This window comes from Microcoleus sp. Pol12A5 (assembly GCF_036701435.1).
Lineage (GTDB): Bacteria > Cyanobacteriota > Cyanobacteriia > Cyanobacteriales > Microcoleaceae > Microcoleus.
Genome location: NZ_JAUBQU010000139.1, coordinates 1 through 14,852, shown reverse-complemented (window position 1 = coordinate 14,852; position 14,852 = coordinate 1). Strand labels below are relative to the sequence as shown.

Below are 14,852 nucleotides of genomic sequence, written 5' to 3'. Positions count from 1 at the left end.
TGGCTAAGTTTTAGCTATCGATTAACAAAAAGCGCTCCTAGTAATAGGGGCGCTTTTTGTTTGGGCAAAATATTTTTCAGACAGTCATGGACGCATGGACCCGCCGGCGAAGACACCGCAACTACAAAAATAAACAGTTCGCGATCGCACTCCTATCAAAGAAACCGGCTTTTTTACCAAATCTACGGGCTGCAACCCATCTTTTCATAAAAAAGCCGGTTTCTGACCACCTGTGCGTCCTGGGCTAATATTGATAGGTGCGATCGCTCTTTAATCCAACATAAATAATCCCGATGATATTTGAAACAGAGAGATTAGTTTTGAAACCGATTGTGGAGAGCGACCTCAACACGCTCCACAGAATGTTTACTAATTTTTATGTTAGGAGATATCTGTGCGACGGCGAAATATTGTCGCTGCAAAAGGTTGAAGAAATGCTTGCCGAAAACAAAAAGCTGTTTGCAGAAAAGAAATTCGGTTTGTGGTTTATCGAAACTAAGAGCGATCGAGAAACTATTGGATTTGTTGGTTTGTGGTATTTTTTTGAAGAAGCACAGCCACAGTTAGTTTACGCACTGCTGCCGAAAGCACTTAAAAAAGGTTACGCTACTGAAGCATCAACCAAAATATTGGATTATTGTTTTGATGAACTTGGCTTTAACTATGTTGTCGCAAGTTGCGATCGCCCAAACATTGAGTCGCAAAAAGTCGCAGAAAGACTCGGAATGAAACAAGTAGAAGAAAGAATTATGGATGGAAATCCGATATTATTCTTTAGAATCGATAAGTAGTAATTAGCAGTAAGGGCGCAATGCACAAATGGCTTTCGGTGGTGGGGATTGGCGAAGACGGACTTTCGGGATTGAATGCGATCGCCTCTACCCTCCTCTCTCGATCTCAAGTCGTTGTTGGTGGCGCCCGTCACCTAGCAATGCTACCAACCGACGACACCCGCGAAAAATTGCTTTGGGCTTCGCCGATACAAGCAACAGTAGATCAAATCATCCGCCGCCGGGGACAGTCTGTCTGCGTGCTAGCCAGCGGTGATCCGATGTGTCACGGAATTGGGGTAACACTGTCGCGCCAAATTCCTATTTCGGAAATGACTGTGATTCCGGCTGCATCGGCTTTTAGTCTTGCTTGCGCCCGTTTGGGTTGGCCGATCGCCCAAGTTGAGACTTTCAGTTTGACAAATCGCCCGATCGCATCGATCGCCCTTGCTTTGTCGCCGGGGGCGCGCTTGCTGGTGTTGAGCGCTGACAGATACACGCCGGGAAAGGTGGCACAATTGTTGACGCAGCGGGGGTTTGGCAGCAGTTTGATGACCGTGTTCGAGCGGATGGGAGGGAACTCGGAACGGCGGATCGATGGGGTAGCAGCAGCCTGGAATGCAGCGGATTTGGCGGATTTGAACACGATCGCGATCGCAGTTGCAGCCGATCGCGAAACTGCGATTTTCCCTCGTACCTCCGGTTTGCCGGATGGTGCTTATCGCCACGACGGACAACTTACCAAGCGGGAGGTTAGAGCCGTTACTCTGTCAACTTTAGCACCGATTCCGGGTGAGTTGCTGTGGGATGTGGGCGCGGGTTGTGGCTCGATCGCAATCGAATGGATGCGGAGTCATCCTCGGTGCAGGGCGATCGCGATCGAACGCCATCCGACTCGATTGCAATACATCGCTGAGAATGCCTCGACTTTCGGCGTTCCCGAACTCGAAATCGTTGCGGGAGAAGCGCCGGAAGCCCTGACAAATTTGCCTCAACCGAATGCTATTTTCATCGGCGGCGGTGTCACCGCAGAAGCTGTGCTGGAAACTTGCTGGAATGCTTTAGGTGAAGGCGGGCGATTAGTTGTTAATGCGGTGACAGTTGAGAGCGAGTTTAAAGTTTTGCAATGGCACGATCGTTATGGTGGGGAACTCATTAGAATTGGCATTCAGCGAGTAGGGGCGATCGGTTCTTTTCAGGGTTGGAAACCGCTGGCACCGATTACACAGTGGGCGGTGGTTAAGAGATGAAAGGCGATCGATCTCTTTGCTGGAAGCTATGATAAAAAATATCCTATAAAATTATAGTGAGAATGCCAGACGAATCATCCGTAGATCCTTATCTATATCGACTATGTGAAGACTATTCCAACACTAAAGTTATCGAATTACAGCAATATCTGGCTGAGTCGGATAAAAAAACCTATGGGAGTGTGGCGCAAAGTGTCTTAGACCATGCACAACGAAAAGGATTCGAGCCACTCAAATATCTGCGTAAAGCACACAACTTCAACACCAGAGGTGCTGTGAGAGTTCCTGGCACGGGATATCGGCAGGATGGAGCCGCTGTTTATAGAAAGGGCAATGAGTTTTTAATTGTGCGATCTTACCAGTCAATACTTCGGACAGTTTTGGAATAGGGACGCTCAGCGAGCAGAGCTAAAAAAGTCACTGGTCTCTTAACGCAATACTCCGGACAGTTTTTGAGACAGAGGCTGAAACCCTCATTCTACCGTTAGCGTTTGACCTCGCTGAGAAGGCTGAAACCCTCATTCTACCGTTAGTCATTGAAAACTGTCCGGACTATTATGTAGCAAATATTTAGGAAATTGTTATCAGATGATATTATTCCACAGCTTGGCACATCTTCGATCCGCCCAAGAAACTTTACTTCAGTCGACAGTGCGAGCTACAGAACGCCTGTGAGGGTTGCTGCTACTGTTAGAAGTGTTACTAGTATTATCTATGGCAAGTCTAACTGTCAACATTACATAACTCAGCCAAGCATTTCCGATTCCCAGGATCTGAGCTTCTGTGATGTTGCTCATAATAATAGACACCAGAAAACAAATAGGGATTCCCGCGTCTTCCAGCTTGCTACGACTCAAATACCGGACTGCGTAAGCCAAATTAAGAAGCAGGGAAATCATCATTAAGATTAATCCCGGCCAACCGAAGGCTAACAATATTCCGATCGCGCCATTGTGAGGATTTTTCGGTTGAAATCCATTAGTAGTATAAATAAAATAAGCAGGAGTAGCGGGGCCTAACTTATCTTGTTGAAAAAATCCCTCGTATCCGTAGCCAAACCAGGGGCGCTGATTGGCCGCAGCTATTAACTGCGGCCAGAATTCGGTCCGCCCAGTTAGAGTCAAGTCCTTGCCTAACCCACCTACAACAATATCCTCTAGGTTGTCTACTACAAAAACCGTCATAATTATGCTAACCACCAGGAAACATATAATCGCAGTAAATGCCCACTGAAAAGTTAATTTTTTTAGAAAGTTTAGTGAGGAGACTGCAATTATTAATATGATAGTAATCACTAGAGCGGCTCCCGACTTATTAGCTCTCACCAGGTAAAAAGAAAAGAACATAATTCCCAAAGAAATCCAGCGTTCTTTCTGAGTTTTAGCTCCTTGAAAATAATGCAAATACCAAAATGCCGTACATAAAGCTAGGATTCCACCGAGAGAATTTTTAGCTTGCGTTAGGCCTACAAAGTCGCCTGATCCCGGTGGTTTCATTATAAAACTTGCCAAACCCAGTGCCGTGTATCCCCACCGCCAAAAACGAGATAGATCATCCCATTTATATTGGGCTGCTAAGTAAAATCCGAAAGCAGTAAATCCGGAAAAAGCTAGGCCAGATCTTAGAGTTTCTTCAGGGACTATGGACCATAATGTAGACAGTAATGGCAGTAATGTATAAAACAAAAAGAAAGGATTTACGATCAATACTTTGGCAAAAAAATCTATAAATTTGCTACCAAAAGCCTGAATCCTAGAAAACAAAATTAATACTACCCACGGGTAAAAAATATAAGGTAGCATTGTTAAAATCCCGCCTTCTGTGGATTTCAAATTACTAAAATGCAAGTAATTAAAAGGAGGTTGTGTGAGAGAGGGAGAGATGAAAATATAAAAATAAGCAAAAGTTTTTTCTAAAGCCAAACCTGTTTTTTTTCTGCTGGCCAATTGAAATAAAAGCAAAGTCGCGATGGCGATTATAGCCATTAGCATCCATATAAATAAAGAATTACCTAAAATCAGCTCTTTCAGCATAGCCGCTTTAGACACTGGTTGAGTCATAATTGCTTTCCTTTATCAAAAACAAGCTTAAGTAATCTAGATAGAAAATATAGCCGTCAACCCGCAACCAAGCTAACACAGAAATTAGCCATAAAGCAAAAATACAGCAATAATTTTTCGGCGATCGCTTAAAATAATGAGCTTTTTGCCCAGCACTAAAAAGGCTACACTTATATAAATCATAGTCAATAAAATTAGGTGGCTTATGGTTAACGCCAGTTCTCCAAGAAAGATAGCCCCGTCGGTTGTGGGTCTTGTCTTGTTTGCTTCGACTGTCATCACTGATGCCAGAAGCACCCCGGCACAACTTCCCATCCCGCTAGGTGCAGAGCAAGTCCAGAATGTTGCGCCCGTTAGGCGATCGCCCGAAAGCTATAAACTCGGTGGCGGCGATCGCATCCAAGTAGAAATACTCGAAGTACCCGAACTCAGCCGCGGCTACGAAGTCCTTTCCGACGGTTCAGTCAACCTGCCTCTGATCGGTTTGGTCTCCGTTCGCGGCCGCACCTTAGTAGAAGCCACCAACATCATCCGCAACGCCTACCGCCGCGTCCTCAAAGACCCCATAGTCACAGTCAGCCTCGTCGCTGCCCGCCCCCTCAATGTCGGCGTCATTGGAGAAGTCACCAGGCCCGGAAACTTCACGATTACCCTAACTCCTGGTCCAGGAGCTGCGCCGAGTGTCCAGTACCCCACCGTCACCCAAGCGATCAGACTCGCAGAAGGCGTCACGGGTGTCGCCGACATTCGCAACATCCGCGTCCGCCGTCCCCAACGAGACGGCCCCGATCAAGTGCTCAACGTCAACCTGTGGAAATTCTTGCAAGAAGGAGACATCTCTCAAGACATCATTTTGCAAGACAGAGACACAATCGTGATCCCCACAGTCGCCAACTTCAACCAAGCAGAAGCTCGTCAATTTGCGACGGCAAACTTTTCGCCACCCCCAGAAAAACCTCGATCGATCTCCATCGTTGGCCAAGTCACCCGCCCAGGGGCTTACGTCGTCATCGGGGGCAACACCACAAACGACCTCAGCCGCGAAGGTTTTCCCACCGTCATCCGGGCGATTCAGCTAGCCGGCGGCATCACCTCCGATGCCGACATCCGGCAAATCCAAGTGCGACGCGTCACCAGAAGAGGCGAACAAATTATCCCAGTCAACCTGTGGCAATTCCTAGAGTCCGGCGACGGCGCCCAAGATACCATCCTCCAGGAAGGAGACACGATCATCGTGCCCAAAGCTACGATCGTCAACCCCGCAGAAGCTGGTGTGCTCGCTAGCACTAACTTTGCTCCCACTGGCATTAACGTTTTTGTAGTAGGAGAACTTAGAACATCCCTCGATCCCTTGAGACTCCCAGCTAATGCCACGCTGAATCAAGCTTTAATTTCCAGAGGATTTTTTGGGTACGAGAATACCAGAGCTAGAAGAGATAAAGTTGAGCTAGTCCGCCTGAATAACGACGGTACAGCTACTAAACGGACGATCGAAGTCGATTTAAGTCAAGGAATTAACGAAGAAACCAATCCTCAACTTCGCAACAACGACATGATTATCGTATCTCGGAGGGGTCTCGTCAATTTTGTCGATCGCATGAACGCTGTAATCGGACCTGTCGGGCCAGCTACGGGAGTGTTAAATTTTATAAACGTTCTCCGATTTTTATTCAGGTAAGAAGGCGGCGGGTGAGGTGGATAATTCCTGGCAAAGGCTAGAATAAACTAAACAATAAGATTACCCAACCGCGACCTGGCCGCTTCAAAAATATCAACCTCAAAAATATCAACCTCAAAAATACCCTGGCTGAATATGGATAGCAGACAAGATTACCAACCCTTAACACCCAAATCGAATGGCAAACTGCCGGATTTATCTGCTCAGAACTACAGAGATAACTTCGTAGAAGAGAGAGAAGAAGAAAAGCTAGACTTGTCTTGGCTGTTAGGCGTCGTGCGCCGTCGCTTCCTAGTCATGGCAGCAGCCACCATAGCTTTGAGCGCCCTGGCAGGAACAGCGATCGTCGCCACTTCTAAAAGCATAACTGTAGAGTATGAAGGCTCCTTTTCCCTGTTAGTAGAACCAGCCACGGCTGAAGGTTTGCAATCCAAACTATTAAACAACACCCAAGCTGCCGACTTCGCAAAAATTAATATAGAAGGAATTAGCCTACTAGACTACGAAACCCAAATTAGGATTTTGCGAAGTCCCAAAATGATGCAGCCAGTGATTGATGAATTGCGGGCTTGGTATCCCAAAATGAACTATAGCGAACTGATCTCAAAAATGTCGATCAACCGTATCAGCTACACGAAAGATGGTAAACAGCAAGGCACAAAAATTTTACAAGTTCGTTACAAAGATTCAAACCAAAAAAAAATTTACACCGTATTGGATAAAATTTCTAAAGCGTATCTAGATTACAGCTTGCAGCAACGGCTGATGGGCATTAATCAAGGTATTAAATTTATAGATACGGAGATGCCCAAGCTCCGAGAAAGAGTGGAAGTTCTGCAACTGCAAGTGCAAAGACTGCGGCAGCAGAGCAACTTGTTTGAACCTCAGATAGAGGGAAAATCTCTGTCTGAACAAGTTCAAAGCATTCGGGGTAAGCAAGTAGAAATTAGAGTTCAGCTAAAAGGGATGCGAAACCTCTACCAAAGCTATCAAAAACTACTCAACGAAAATAATCCCCAGGGGCTGCTGATGACCCAAGGACAAGCTTACGGCGGACTCTTAGGTCAAATTCAGAGAATAGACTCGGAATTGTCATTAAAATTAGCTCAGTACAGAGAAGACAGTTTGCCAGTTTTAGCGCTGCGAAAAAGTCGGGAAGAACTGATTTTAACCGCCACTCAACAAGCAAAAGAAGTGGTGATGGGAAATTTAGAGACCCAAATCAAAGAAGTTGAAGCGCGCGATCGCGAAATGACAGCTTTGCAAAATGCTCTCAACCAAAAAATTAGAAACTTTTCAGTCACAACCCGAGAATACGACAATTTACAGCGGGAACTGCAAGTAGTTACTAAGAGTTTGTCGGACTTCTTGGCAAAACGAGAATCCTTGCGGATTGATGCGGCTCAGCAGCAAATACCTTGGGTGCTGATAAATCCTCCGGAAATTCCGCTAGACAAATTCGGCAACCCTCTAACAGCTACCGTCAAACAAACCAAAAAACAGTTAGCGCTGGCAGTAATTTTAAGCAGTCTGCTGGGCATAGCAGTCGGCTTACTCGTAGAAGTACTAAATACTGTGTTCCACACTCCAGAATCACTGAGAATCGCCACAAGATTGCCCATACTCGGTGTGATTCCGTTTACCAAAAAAGTCAAGCGCCGACCGCCAGCTAGACAGAGGAAACTAACGTCGGCTCGATCGAACTCGAAAGTGGAAATAGTCGAACCGGTCGAAGCTAGACATACCGGTCCGATGAGCGGGGGAGCGAGTATTTTGAGCGACTTGGACTATCAATTTTTAGAAGCCTTTCGATCGCTATACACGAACATTCACTTGCTGAGTGCAGGCACGGCAATTCGATCGCTCTTAGTCGGCTCTGCCTTAGCCGGAGACGGCAAATCTACAGTAGCTTTGCACCTGGCAGCCACAGCAGCAGCAGTGGGACAGCGAGTATTGCTAGTAGATGCAGATTTGCGCTGCCCGCAACTGCACGTTAAGTTAGGACTGCCCAACGTGCGTGGTCTGGGCGAGGCCATCTCCACAGATCTCAGCCTCAACGACGCGATTCAACGAGCCCCGAACCAAGAAAATTTGTTCGTACTCACCGCCGGCCAAATTCCCCCCGATCCGATCAAGCTTCTTTCTTCCAAAAAAATGCATTATCTGATGGAGCAATTTCAAGCATTTTTTGACTTAGTAATTTATGACACCCCGCCACTAGCAGGCTTGGCAGACAGCCACTTGATCGCAGCTCGCACAGACGCTACGATTATGGTCGTCCAAATTGGGCAAACAGACCGATCGCAAGTTCGCAAAGTTTTAGAAGAATTAAAAATTTCTGGAGCTTCCGTCTTGGGAATAGTTGCTAATGGCTGCAAAAACACCGGTCACAGCTACCGCCAGCGCCCGGCAGTTTTAGACACGCTCTACGACCAAAAACTATCGGCTTTAGGTACGAAAAATCCTAATTAGACAAATGTTGATGCAGGCGGCCGAGCGCCGCCGTCCTCAACGGGAAACACACAACCAAGCCATACCCTGATTTTTTGATAATAGTACCATTTGAGAAAGAAAATGATAGACTAACGGACGTAGCCTCGTGTGTCAACCGAGATTGCGCGGATCTTTCAATCTTGCGGTAATTACTCAGAAAATGATTGAGAAATCAGCAAAAGTGGGTAAACTACATTTAGCAGAGCGCAATCTCAATCATGAAAAGACACCTTTGAAGGTGAACGTTAGTGTAAACGTTAATGAGAACGTTTCAACCCAGAAACTTGGTAGGGATTATTCTATGAGTACAGTTATGGTTGTTGATGATAGCGTCACTCTGCGGGAGATGATCGCCGACTTGCTCAAAGGTAGAGGACTCAACGTCACAGTAGCGAGTGATGGCGTAGAAGCTCTAGAGCAAATCAAGGCTAACCGCCCAGATTTAGTCGTTCTGGATATCGTGATGCCCCGGATGAACGGCTACGAAGTCTGTCGCAGGCTCAAAAGCGACCCTAAAACCCAAAATTTGCCGGTGGTAATGTGTTCGAGCAAAAGCGAAGAGTTCGATCGCTATTGGGGAATGAAACAAGGAGCCGACGCTTACATCGCCAAGCCATTTCACCCACAGGAATTGGTCGGCACTATTAAGCAACTGCTGCGGGGTTGAAGTAGAGGAACAGGGACAGGAAAAAATTGTATTGAGCGCTGATTATTTCTGCTCCCGCAGCCTCTCTAAACGACTCGATTGACAATAGTCCAAACATCCCCGTCCGACCGCACGTAGGGAACAGTAATACTCTTAAAACCAGTAATAAAAGGCTTGTAATAAACCTGCCAGTAGCTGGGACTAATTTGGTCGGCGATGGCTTTGAGTCCCTTCACTTCCGCCGCCAGTTCCGCCGCCAGTTCATTAATCCGTTCCGCGTGTCCGTGAGCGAGCGCTCTTCCTTCTTCAACTTGCTGCTCCATCGGAGTAATTCTTTGCAATTTTACCGATTGCTGCTGTTTCTGACTCAGTTGAGCAGACAGAGCCGCGATCGCGTCATCTATACCCTTGACTTCGGCCGACACTTGTGCTGTTTCCCTCGCGTGACGACGATAAGCATCGGCGATCGCTTGGGGCGAATCACCGGCTGGGACAGCATCGGCAATACTAAGCTGCTGGCGTTCCAGGCGCAATTGCTCAATTTGAGAGTAAATTGCCTCTATATCTGTCTGAAGTTTGTCCACCTAATTATTACCGCGTGGTTGTTGGATATTTTAGCATATTAACACAAACCAATTACCTAATCGGCATAGAAATTGCATATTTTAGGCGCGCTAAAAGCAAAGCCCCACAAGCAGAATTTGAACATCTTGAAAAATCCAAATTTTTATATTTTTTTGTTGAGCGATTTCCGCCTATATCCAGTCGGGTTAATCAGGTCGTGTCCGGTAAAATTAGCATTATAGATTGGTAGTGAGGAAAGCCGGTACGAGCGAATTTTACAATGACTAAAGTCGTCACTAAAAGCACGATTCCCAATTCCCATTAACCACTTTCCAATTACGAATTCCCAATTATTAATAGAATTTTTTAAGTTGGTAGCCCTTGCTGCCTCAACTTGACTATAGTCTCTAGCAACACATCGGGTTGCACAGGTTTAGGCAGATGTCGGTCAAAACCGGCAGCGAAAGCACGATCGCGGTCTTCATCTCTAGCATAAGCCGTCAGAGCGATCGCCCAAAATTTCCCTGTCAGAGTGTTCAAAGAACGCAGCCTTCGTAGCAGCGAATATCCGTCTTCCTGCGGCATTCCGATATCGCTGACCAAAACATCCGGACTAAACTGCGAAGCCACCTCAAACGCCTCAGCAGCAGACGATGCAACCTTGACATTAGCCCCGGAATCGGTCAAGACAAACCTCATAAATTCCCGCGAATCAACCTCGTCATCAACCAGCAAAACCTTAACTCCCAGTAAATTACCAGCGCCAGCCAAAACCTGCGCTTCCTCGTCGGCGATCGAATTTACCTGCATGGAAGGGAGACGGACAGTAAAAGTCGATCCCATATCAAGTCCCGGACTTTGAGCCCAAACCGTGCCACCGTGGAGTTCCACCAACTGCCGCACAATTGAGAGCCCCAGCCCCAAACCGCTATAATTTCGAGTAATCGTAGCATCCGCTTGGCGGAAAGAGTCAAACACGTAAGGCAAAAAATTCGGTGCAACCCCAATTCCCGTGTCGGTAACAGCCAGCTCAACCTCCGAATCTACTCGCTGTAGCCGGATTTCAACTCGCCCCCCGCGCGGCGTAAACTTAATCGCATTCGTCAGCAAATTCCAAATTACTTGCTGCAAGCGGCCAGGGTCTCCTGATACCCAAAATCTCGGATTTAACTGAGATTCAGGATTGCCAGAAACCTTCCCAAGTTCGGAAAATTCAGCAGTCTCCCAGCCCACATCTACAATTGCAGACCGCAACTCGATCGACTTAGCATCCGCAGCCAACCGCACCGTATTCAGCGCTCCTTCCACCATCGAAATTAAATTTACCGCACAAGGATTCAAAGTCAACTTGCCGCGAATAATTCGCGAAATATCCAGCAAATCATCAATCAATTGAGTTTGCAATTTAGCATTTCGCTCGATCGTTTCTAAAGCCCGCCCCGTAGCAGCCGGACTCAAACTGCGTTGCAGCAGCAGTTGCGCCCAGCCCAAAATCGCGTTTAAAGGCGATCGCAGCTCATGAGAAAGAGTTGCCAAAAACTCATCTTTCATGCGATTTGCCTGCTGAGATTCCTCGTAAAGTCGGGCATTGTCGATCGCCCCCGACACCGCCTGAGCCAACTGCATTAAAATAGTTTCATCATCTTCGGCAAACTCCCCCTCATACTTGTCCGACAACTGAATCAATCCCAGATTTCTGCCGTCCCGAGTCGTCAGCGGTACAGCCAGCCAGCCCCGCATCGGCGGGTGCTTCCCCGCAGCCTTGCCGAACTTCCGCCATGCCGGGTCAGCCTCTAACTCGCTTTGAGTCATTCGCATCGCCTGTTGCTGCTGCCAAACTTTTTGGTAAATTCCTGTACCGTCTGGTTCCTCGCAGTAATCTTGCCACGCGGCGTATTTTTCTGACATGGAAAACTTGCTAATTCCCTCATCCCAGTTGGCTGCCGGGTTGAGGTTGACTGCTACCTGGTGGACTTCCAGAATTTGGCGGGCGCTATCGGCAGCTAACTGAAGTATTTCTGCCACCGACAGTGTGGAGTTGATAGCCACTGACGCCGAGGTTAACTTTTGCAGGCGGCGCAAATACGACCGCTCCCGGGCCAACGCGCGCGCGCGGTCGTATTCTAAATGTTTGCGATCGGTAATGTCGATCGCCACCCCGGATAACCGAAGGGGTGTACCGGATGCGTCAAAAACCACTCGCCCCTTGTCGTGAAGCCAAATCACTGAGCCGTCGGGTCGCACTTTGCGGTATTCCGACTCGTAAACTCCCGTGCCCCTGAATGCGGCATCCACATCTGCCAAAAACCTTTCCCGGTCTTCTGGATGCACCGCATTCTTTTTTTGCTCAAAAGTACCAAAGGTGCTGTCTGGCCCCAAACCCATCTGCGTTTCGGCATTAGACGAACGGCGGACTTCCCCCGATGCCACATCCCAGGTAAAAGCGATCGTGTTAGCTGCTTCTAGAGCAAAGCGCAAATTTTCCTCGCTTTCTTGCACCCTCGCTTCGGATAATTTGCGATCCGTAATATCCCAAACCACGCCGATCGATCGCACCGATTTACCCGTATCATCATCAAAGAACTTGCCCCTACCCGATATCCAGTGCAAGCTGCCGTCGGGCCAAAAAACTCTAAATTCGTACTTGTATTCTATTTTGTTTTCTAAAGCAAAGGCAACAGCGTCGGCGATCGAGGCTTGGTCATCCGGATGAATGCAGGCAAAATACGCTTCATAAGTTCCCGGAAAACTGCCTTTTTCCAACCCGAATAACAGTTCGTGTCCCTCCGACCAAACGACCTCGCCAGTTAATACATTCCAATCCCAAGTTCCCATTTTCGAGGCTTCGATCGCCAATCTCAGCCTTTCCTCCGAAATTGCCAACTGCGCCGACGTTTTCGCGTAGTTTTCGCGCAACTGCTGTTTTTTCAAGCTTTCGCCCACAGCCCCCGCCAGCCGCTTTAAGTACCGCCCTTTGAACACGTAATCGCTTAAGCCGGCTTTCATAGCTTCGACTGCCACTTGTTCGCTGCCGCTGTCAGTACACATAATTACCGAACAATTTGGGTAGTGGCTGTGAACTTTTTGGAGAATAGTTAATCCGTCGCTCCAGTGCAGTTGGTAGTCGGTAATTACTATATCAAAACCCCCGACTGCCAGGATTTGTTCGAGAGTTTGGATATCAATAACCGATTTAATTTCTAAATCCGAAAAATTTTTCCTCAGTTCTCGCTCGATCATCAGGCGATCGTTCGGGTTGTCGTCGATTAACAGAATAGACAGCATTAGCCTTTTAGTTTTTATAGGGGCGCAAACATTCTTAAATCTAATAATATGTTCTTAAGCAATCTAGACAATTTGAATATGTACTTGGTGGGTTAATTAGACTTGCCAATAATTTTATTATATTTGCTTGTATTTTATTTATTTTACAGCTTGTAATATCCTCAACCAGCTTTTTAGGGGCGTACCCACAAGCACATTAATTAACTAAGTTGTTGTAAAACACATCAGAAAGCCAGCTCAGGCAGGAAAGGTGCAAGAGATTACTTAACTATCATTATACTAATTGTTTATTCTGTCTTCGGGTGTGAACAAGCGGGTTGATTGATTCTTTGAGCTACAGCAGAATATTGCTGTTAAAACCCTCTTGTCTAGAACCTCATCTTTTAAATCCCGTACACTGGTTCCTCAACTCTCGTACTTGCGTAATTTTACCCAGAAGCGGGTACCCATGCCCAAAGTCGATTTCAGCCCGATCGCACCACCCATCCGATCGACTCCTTTGTTCGCTATCGCCAACCCAATTCCCGTCCCTGGATACACTTCTTGACCGTGCAGGCGATCGAACAATCCAAAAATCATACCATGAAATTTTTCGTCAATACCAATGCCGTTGTCTTCTACCCAAAGATAGATATATTCATCCTCAGCTTCTGCATAAACTCGCACCTGGGGAGCTATCCCAGGCTGCACGAACTTAATAGCATTGGAGAGCAAGTTAGCCAAAACTTGCAGCAGCGTAGGAGGATGTGCCAATACCGCAGGTAGCGGTTCGACAACCGTTATGCGAGCTTGTTTTTGGGCAATTTCGGTCTCTAGTTGCGCGATCGATCGAGCCACAATTAAATTAAGAGAGACTGCTTTTAGTGGCAAGTTAGCTTTGCTGAGGCGGCTGTACTCTAGCAAATTTTCGATTAAAGTATTCATCATACTTGCAGCATCCGCAATCCGGTATAAGTAATCTTGTGAGGTAGCATCCAAGTTGCTAACTTGATCGTTGAGCAATATTTCAGCAAAAAACAAAATTCCCCGCAAAGGAGCGCGCAAGTCGTGAGAAACTGAATAGGTAAACGATTCTAGCTGTGCATTAACTTCTTCTAACTCAGCAGTACGCTCTCTCACCCGCTCTTCCAAAGTTTCATTAAATTCGCGCAAAGCAAGTTCAGCTTGCTTGAGTTCGGTAATATCTTCCACCAATCCGTCGATCGTACTTTCACCTTCTATGCTGTAAACATATTGAGTAAACCGAATCCATTTTACTCGACCGTCTGCCAAAGGAAATGTAATTTCTAGATTTTGGCACCGAGACTCCCCTGAATCTACCGGTTGCAAAAATAATTGCTGCAGATAAATCCCTTGGACATCTGCTAAATTGCTGGCATCAAACAAGCGCAAAAAAGCTTGATTGCTTTCCAAAAGCTGCCCCTGAGAACTCGCTCGAAAAACTCCGACATTTAAGCGTTCTAACAGAGAATTAAGTTGATTTTCTAGTCTGGCGACTCGTTCCCAGGCGGCAACTCGATCGAGCACTGTGCGAACAGCAACGCAAAGGCGGACGTAGTGCTTAGGCGACTTGATAATGTAATCGTCCAATCCGGATTTCATCGCCTCTACAGCAATTTCTTCATTGCCAGTATTTGTAAACATTATAATCGGGCATTGTGAATAACGTGCTTTGATAGTTTTAAGCACATCTAAACCGTTCGTCCAGCGCAGTTGGTAATCGGTAATCACCAGATTGAATCGACCTCGATTCACTGCTTCCACGAACAATCTATTGTCGGAAACTTCCGTTACTTCCAATGGCGAAAATTGCCGCTCTAATTCGCGTTTGACGAGCAGCCGATCGGTGGGGTTGTCGTCAATTACTAGAATGTGTACCACTTTAATAATTATAATTTGGCTGTTAGTTAGGGTGCCGAGAAATCACTCAGAATAAAAATGTTGGAGGTCACCTCTTTCAAATGATAGAGGACGCGATGCCTCACTCGAAACTTAATTTCCTCGTTATCAAAAATACCCTGGTAACGCTGGGGGGGTGACAAGGATGGCTAGGAGCTAGATTGAATCTGACTTATAGCCCTCATCCCCTGTTGGTAAAAATAGCGC

10 protein-coding genes are annotated in these 14,852 nt (G+C 46.7%); 6 read left to right on the top strand and 4 right to left on the bottom strand.

What is annotated here, in order from left to right:
* Nucleotides 1-293 precede the first annotated feature (293 nt).
* The 3 genes from QUA45_RS24720 to QUA45_RS24710 all read left to right on the top strand — a co-directional run bounded on the left by QUA45_RS24720 (nt 294) and on the right by QUA45_RS24710 (nt 2,409).
* On the top strand, nt 294-791 hold the full coding sequence (locus tag QUA45_RS24720) for a GNAT family N-acetyltransferase (protein WP_333222384.1): 498 nt from the start codon (nt 294-296) through the stop codon (nt 789-791).
* Between the two features lie 20 nt (nt 792-811).
* A complete protein-coding gene (gene cbiE / locus QUA45_RS24715) occupies nt 812-2,020 on the top strand; it encodes a precorrin-6y C5,15-methyltransferase (decarboxylating) subunit CbiE (protein WP_333222382.1) in 1,209 nt (402 codons plus the stop codon).
* A gap of 62 nt (nt 2,021-2,082) precedes the next feature.
* Nucleotides 2,083-2,409 carry a hypothetical protein gene (locus QUA45_RS24710; protein WP_333100897.1) on the top strand — a complete coding sequence of 109 codons (327 nt, stop codon included), beginning with the start codon at nt 2,083-2,085 and terminating at the stop codon, nt 2,407-2,409.
* A 252-nt stretch (nt 2,410-2,661) separates the two neighbouring features.
* On the opposite strand, the gene QUA45_RS24705 is transcribed toward QUA45_RS24710, so the two are convergent.
* Nucleotides 2,662-4,080, bottom strand: coding sequence for an O-antigen ligase family protein (locus QUA45_RS24705; RefSeq protein WP_333222380.1), 1,419 nt, complete (start codon nt 4,078-4,080; stop codon nt 2,662-2,664).
* 205 nt (nt 4,081-4,285) lie between these two features.
* Between QUA45_RS24705 and QUA45_RS24700 the strand changes: the two genes are divergently transcribed.
* The 3 genes from QUA45_RS24700 (at nt 4,286) to QUA45_RS24690 (ending at nt 8,918) form a co-directional block, all read left to right on the top strand.
* Entirely contained in the window at nt 4,286-5,758 is a 1,473-nt protein-coding gene (locus QUA45_RS24700; protein ID WP_333100895.1) for a polysaccharide biosynthesis/export family protein, read from the top strand.
* Nucleotides 5,759-5,893: 135 nt separating this feature from the next.
* Nucleotides 5,894-8,230, top strand: coding sequence for a polysaccharide biosynthesis tyrosine autokinase (locus QUA45_RS24695; protein WP_333100894.1), 2,337 nt, complete (start codon nt 5,894-5,896; stop codon nt 8,228-8,230).
* A gap of 322 nt (nt 8,231-8,552) precedes the next feature.
* Entirely contained in the window at nt 8,553-8,918 is a 366-nt protein-coding gene (locus QUA45_RS24690; RefSeq protein WP_039886668.1) for a response regulator transcription factor, read from the top strand.
* Between the two features lie 65 nt (nt 8,919-8,983).
* Here QUA45_RS24690 and QUA45_RS24685 read toward each other — a convergent pair whose 3' ends face one another.
* From QUA45_RS24685 to QUA45_RS24675, 3 genes are all read right to left on the bottom strand, one after another.
* Nucleotides 8,984-9,481, bottom strand: a complete 498-nt coding sequence (locus QUA45_RS24685; RefSeq protein WP_333100892.1) for a hypothetical protein — start codon at nt 9,479-9,481, stop codon at nt 8,984-8,986.
* Nucleotides 9,482-9,827: 346 nt separating this feature from the next.
* On the bottom strand, nt 9,828-12,746 hold the full coding sequence (locus QUA45_RS24680; RefSeq protein WP_333222378.1) for a PAS domain-containing protein: 2,919 nt from the start codon (nt 12,744-12,746) through the stop codon (nt 9,828-9,830).
* Nucleotides 12,747-13,151: 405 nt separating this feature from the next.
* Nucleotides 13,152-14,627 carry an ATP-binding protein gene (locus QUA45_RS24675; RefSeq protein ID WP_333222376.1) on the bottom strand — a complete coding sequence of 492 codons (1,476 nt, stop codon included), beginning with the start codon at nt 14,625-14,627 and terminating at the stop codon, nt 13,152-13,154.
* Nucleotides 14,628-14,852 lie beyond the last annotated feature (225 nt).

Coding starts and splice junctions, on each gene's coding strand:
- QUA45_RS24720 (WP_333222384.1), top strand. CDS start 294: ATGATATTTGAAACAGAGAGATTAGTTTTGAAACCGATTGTGGAGAGC.
- cbiE (WP_333222382.1), top strand. CDS start 812: ATGCACAAATGGCTTTCGGTGGTGGGGATTGGCGAAGACGGACTTTCG.
- QUA45_RS24710 (WP_333100897.1), top strand. CDS start 2,083: ATGCCAGACGAATCATCCGTAGATCCTTATCTATATCGACTATGTGAA.
- QUA45_RS24705 (WP_333222380.1), bottom strand. CDS start 4,080: ATGACTCAACCAGTGTCTAAAGCGGCTATGCTGAAAGAGCTGATTTTA.
- QUA45_RS24700 (WP_333100895.1), top strand. CDS start 4,286: ATGGTTAACGCCAGTTCTCCAAGAAAGATAGCCCCGTCGGTTGTGGGT.
- QUA45_RS24695 (WP_333100894.1), top strand. CDS start 5,894: ATGGATAGCAGACAAGATTACCAACCCTTAACACCCAAATCGAATGGC.
- QUA45_RS24690 (WP_039886668.1), top strand. CDS start 8,553: ATGAGTACAGTTATGGTTGTTGATGATAGCGTCACTCTGCGGGAGATG.
- QUA45_RS24680 (WP_333222378.1), bottom strand. CDS start 12,746: ATGCTGTCTATTCTGTTAATCGACGACAACCCGAACGATCGCCTGATG.